We start from the raw sequence: 5,555 nt of genomic DNA on the forward strand, positions 1-5,555 counted from the left end.
ATACTCATGATGGAGAATTTGTTCTTCTTGCTGAGGACGGAGGTTTCTTCGGACCATATGAAAAAAGTGCCTACATAATGCGGGGTAAAATCTGGGCAAACAATCACGTGCATGTTCTAAAAGCTATAGAAGGAAGAGCTACTAATGAATTCTTAATGTTTTATTTGAATTTTATGGATTTAAGACCTTTTCTCACAGGTTCTACTCGACCAAAAATAACACAAAAAGACATGCTAAGGATTCCTATTCCGCTTCCACCATTATCAGAACAAAAAGTCATCGCTGAAATTCTTTCTACTGTTGATTCTGCTATTGATAGGGTTAGGAGGCTTGTTGAAAGGGCTGATAAGATTAAGAAGGGCTTGATGCAGGAGCTCTTTACAAAGGGAATAGGACATAAGGAATACAAGGAAACACCAATAGGGAAAATGCCTAAGGATTGGAGATTAGAGAGACTTTCAAACATAAGCAGTGAAATTAAAGCAGGTGGAACTCCTCTTCGTTCTAGGAGAGAATATTGGAATGGTGATATTCCATTTGTAAAGATAGAAGACATGACTAATTCGTTCAAATACTTACTAACAATCTCAGAAACAATAACAAAAGAAGGTCTCGAAAACTCCAACGCATGGCTCGTTCCAGAGAACTCATTGTTATTAGCTATATATGGAAGCCTTGGAGAAGTTGTTATAAATAAGATTAAGGTGACAACAAACCAAGCAATATTAGCTATCATTCCTCGAAACCCTAAAGATGTAGAATATCTGTACTATTGGTTCTTATACTACAAGCCAAATTGGAAAAAATACGCAAAACCAACTACACAACCAAATCTAACTAAAGAGATAGTGGAAAACACACTCTTACCATATCCGCCTTCTAGCGAAAGAGAAAAAATTGCTGAAATTCTCTCTACCGTCGACGAGTACATAAGGGTGCTTAGAGTAAAGCTTGAGCGTTTAGAGCACGTTAAGAAGTGGTTAATGGATGTTTTGCTGACTGGTAAGGTTAGAGTAATAGTTGAGCCCTCTTAGGGTGTTCTTAGTGGTTAGGGAGAAGGGCCTTGAGGACTACATTGTAAATGAGCTGATTAACCGTGGTTGGAGGTTCGTTGAGTCTTCAAGGCTTCCTAGGGATGAACCGAATAAACCCTTGTTAACGAGCATCCTGAGGATTAAGATAAAGGAGTTTAACCCTAACGTTTCAGAGAAGGATGTTACAGAGGCTATTTTACTACTTGAGACCCGTAGTACTGAACCTAAGGGGGCTCGAGAGATCTTAGAGTATCTTAAGTTCGGAGTTCCAGTTAAGCTGAGTAAGACCAGGACTTCTGCTAGATTGAAGCTCATAAATTACAATAACCCCAGTGGAAACGACTTTATCGTGTCTACCCAGGTAATTCACATAGGTGTGAGGGAGATTAGAAACGATATAGTGCTGTACGTGAACGGTATTCCGCTAGTGAACATAGAAGTAAAGAATCCAACAGACCCCAGTGTCTCATGGAAGGACGCTTTTCACCAAATTAAGCGGTACGAGGAGGCTGTTCCAGAGCTATATAAGTATGTTCAAATAGGTGTAGCTGTTGAGGCTGTTGCAAAGTACTTTCCAATAGTTCCATGGGCTAAGCCAGAATCGATACCGGTCTACGAGTGGAAAGAAGAGAACCTGGACTCACTAGACTCCACTATAGATATGTTAAGACCGGAGAAGCTACTAGATATACTCAAGTACTTTCTGTACTTTAGAATGGAGGAGGGAAGAGAGACTAAGGTTATAGCTCGATACATGCAGTATAGAGCTGCGAATAAGATAGTCGATAGAGTTCTCGGCAGGCTTGAAGGAAGAGATGCTAAGGATAGGGGGCTTATATGGCACTGGCAGGGTAGTGGTAAAACTCTTATAATGATCTTCGCAGCGATGAAGCTGTACTGGAAGCTGGAAAATCCTTCCATATTCTTCGTAATAGATAGAGTGGATCTACAGGATCAGCTATACTTCGAGAACTTAACAAAGCTAGACCTTGGACCAGAGGTAAAGCCTAAGCTCGTGGATAGCATTGAGAGGTTGCGAGAGGTTTTAAGCTTCGGAGACTACAGAGGTGAGCCCGGGTTGTTTGTTGTAACAGTACAGAAGTTCCAGCCGAGCGAGTTCGAAGAGCTTGAGAGACTTCTAAAAGCTGTCGCAGATAGCCGACCAGAGACAATAGTGAATAGAGAAGATGTCGTGGTTTTCGTAGATGAGGCTCATAGAACTCAGTATGGTGTTCTCGCGGAGCAAATGATGAGTTTGTTGAAAAGGGCTAACTACTTCGCTTTCACCGGGACACCTGTCCCAAGGAAAAACCCCCTCAAGAACACTTTTGCTAAGTTCAGTCCACCGGACGAACTGTACCTTGATAAGTACTTCATCTTAGACTCAATCTCAGACGGATATACTGTTAAAATTGCTTATCAACCAGGTCCCTTCGACTACAAGTTGGACCGCAAACTACTCGAAGAATTTTTCGAGTCAGAGTTCGACGAGCTCCCAGATGAAATGCGCACTGGAATAGAAAAAAGAATAGGTAAGGAGCTAGACATCAAGAAGTTTAAAGTGTTCTTGGAGAATGAAGTGAGAATAGACCGCGTGGCTAGATATATAGCTGGTCACTTCAAAGAAAAAATCGATGGAAGGTTCAAGGCTATGGTAGTGGCCGCTAGTAGAAAGGCTTGTGTTCTATATAAGGAGGCGTTGGACAGATACCTGCCTCCGGAGTACAGTGAGGTTGTAATGACTTTCCAGCGCCAGGAAAAGGACGAAAAAGTAGAAGAGTATAGGAAAAAACTGCTACAGAGGTACCGTTTCACCGACCCGAAGGACGCCATTAAAAAGATTATTGATCTGTTTAAAACTGAGGATAATCCAAAAATACTGATTGTAACAGACATGCTTTTAACAGGTTTTGATGAACCTAGGCTTCAGACAATGTACTTTGATAAGCCTCTTAAAGGGCATAGACTCCTCCAGGCAATAGCAAGGATTAACAGGCCATATCGAAACTTCAAGGAGTGCGGACTAGTGATAGATTTTGTGGGAGTATTCGATGAGCTAGCGAAGGCGTTCGCCATGTATGAAGAAGAGGACTTAAAAGGTGCGGTATTCGATGTGAATACTGTAATCTCAAATTTTAAGCAGACTCTGGATGAACTGCTAAAACTCATCGGTCCTAGGCCAAAAGCTGTAGCTGGAGAGAACGACGTTGAATATAAACAGACTAGGAAAAAAGCTATGCTCCTAATAAAGGACAAAGAATTGGAGAGAAAATTCATCGATAAATACAAGGTCTTGCGTAGGCTCTATGAGCTCATATACACAGAACTTGAAAAAGAAGATATATCAAACTACAAATGGCTCTCAGAGATATACACATTCTACGTGAAGAATTTTACAGGTGAAAGTTCGGAGGAGAGGCAAGCTGAAAACTACTACGCTAGGACACTTCATGCAATTAGCCAATCGTTAGAAGTCATAGAGAGACAAGCTGAGTTTGTACCATTGAATGTGGATAGCGAGTTCTTCGAGAAGTTCATTCAAGATCAAACTATTGAAAAGGATGAGAAGGTTGCCACGTTAATGATGGGTTTACTGCGGTTCAAGCTGTACGCGAGAAGCGAGCCAGCATATATTTACGTAGTTGATAAAATCGAAGAGCTCCTGAAAAAGTGGAGAAGTAAGCTTAAGACCAGTCTAGAATTATACGAAGATGCCGTGCAGTTATGGAGAGAAATTTTCTACTTGAACGAAGAGTTCAACAAACTAGGATTAACGCCTCTTGAGTTCACAATATATAGGACATTGGTAGAGGCAGGATTCAGCGAGACTATCGCAAAAAGTTTAACTAGAGAAGTAGTCGAGAAAATAGAGCCTAAGGTGAACGTACCAGGCTGGACACGCAATCCCAAGCTATTCAAGGATGTTGAGAGAGACCTAGCATTTACTATTATTCTAAAAGGTGCCAAATCAACGAAAATGAGAGAGGAAAAGCGAAAGGATCTCATAACTAGGTTGATTGAAAGGGTGAAGAATCTTGAGTCAAAACAAGAGTAGAGTTCGAACTATAGCTATAAAGTACTTGAAAAACTCAGGTATAAGGATAATTGTCACACCTCAAGGAATCGAAGTGCGATTTCCGGAGGGCTTTGATGAATCGAAAGCTATGGAGATTGTTAATAAACACAAAATGTGGATAGAGAGAAGAATGCAAGAACTCTCAGAACTAATAGAAATCTCTAAACAGCTAGAAATAATCGACAGAAACATAGAAGAGCTGAGACAAATGATTAAGACCCTCGCTGACCAAGCTATGATGGAGGTACTTGGTATCTCCAATCCTTGTAAAATTATAATGAAAAAAATGACTAGAAAATGGGCAAGTCTCAGCAGTAAGGGTGTTTTAACCATAAATAAACAAGCTCGTTTCCTTCCTGATCCTTTAATAAAATACATTGTATACCATGAAATATGCCACTTCCTGGAGAGAAAGCATAATAATAGGTTCTGGTCATGTGTTGAGAGATTTATTCCTAACTACGAGGAATTGGAAAAAACACTGTGGGCATATGAATTTAAACTAGCGGAAACGCTGGGAAGAGATTAAAGTTTTTCGCTTTTTGTTTGTATATTCATTGGGTGAACTCTTTATCACTCTTCATTTTGAAGATCCATTCAAAAGTCTCATCCTCTAGAACTCTGCTTTTTATATTTGTGCTCGTACCTAGTTCCTCAAAAACGCGAAAACTCTCTTTAAATCTGTTAAGGATAAGATGGTGTTTAGGTATTTGAGGTAGCCTTCATCTACCTCGGTGGAGCTTTTCCTACCTCGCTCTGGGATCCTCTGCTCACCAGACCTAGACCCATGATTTCTTCCGAAAATTCTTTTTTCTACAGTATCTCTTGAAGAGGCTTCTATGATACTTTACGGTCTCTGGGGTAGTCTTCATATCCGCGTCTCATTAACTTGTCTAGCCGCTTCCAGATAATTCCGAACACCTCCATAGTGATCAGGCTAAGCAATAACTTCAACCTTTCGTATTCCATCTAGGATTTTTCTTTTTAGAAGTCTCAACATTGTGGTTTTACTCACTTTAAAAATTACATGCCCCTTATCACTACAATGCTTATCCATTACCTACTAAAGGACCTTAACCATTTCTCTATAAATTTCTGTAGGTTTTGTTAAGTTATGTTATGCTTTCTTCTACACTCTCATGAAAGTCATGGAAATTTTTCCAGCAAAATAATCTCTTGGCTTTCCAAACAGCTTCCCAGGCTAGTTCAGATATTATTCAGAGATTTTAAAAAACTTAATACAAAAATAGCAGTCATACTTTATCCTCTTTGCTCAAACCCCGAGGTTCAAATTCATTGTACCAAAGATCCGCAATCTACCCCTAAAGTTGTTTCCTACTGATTATTTGATCGTTTTATAACATATGAATGCAGTCTGAAGTAATTGTTAAATAATTCATACCCATTGCTGTAAGGCCGGGGGGGCTTGGATCCCAGCCCCGGAC

3 protein-coding genes are annotated in these 5,555 nt (G+C 40.1%); all 3 read left to right on the plus strand.

Annotated features, from left to right (window positions below; genetic code table 11):
• Nucleotides 1-1,034 (plus strand): restriction endonuclease subunit S (locus QXV08_RS08800; RefSeq protein ID WP_342821568.1); only part of this gene is annotated, 1,034 nt, incomplete at its 5' end.
• A gap of 10 nt (nucleotides 1,035-1,044) precedes the next feature.
• The gene (locus QXV08_RS08805) at nucleotides 1,045-4,089 is read left to right on the plus strand and encodes an HsdR family type I site-specific deoxyribonuclease (RefSeq protein ID WP_342821569.1); all 3,045 of its coding nucleotides are present in this window, start codon (nucleotides 1,045-1,047) and stop codon (nucleotides 4,087-4,089) included.
• Nucleotides 4,070-4,639 carry a YgjP-like metallopeptidase domain-containing protein gene (locus QXV08_RS08810; protein WP_342821570.1) on the plus strand — a complete coding sequence of 190 codons (570 nt, stop codon included), beginning with the start codon at nucleotides 4,070-4,072 and terminating at the stop codon, nucleotides 4,637-4,639. The genes QXV08_RS08805 and QXV08_RS08810 overlap by 20 nt, the downstream gene beginning before the upstream one ends.
• Nucleotides 4,640-5,555: the final 916 nt, after the last annotated feature.

This window comes from Desulfurococcus sp. (assembly GCF_038881575.1).
GTDB lineage: Archaea > Thermoproteota > Thermoprotei_A > Sulfolobales > Desulfurococcaceae > Desulfurococcus.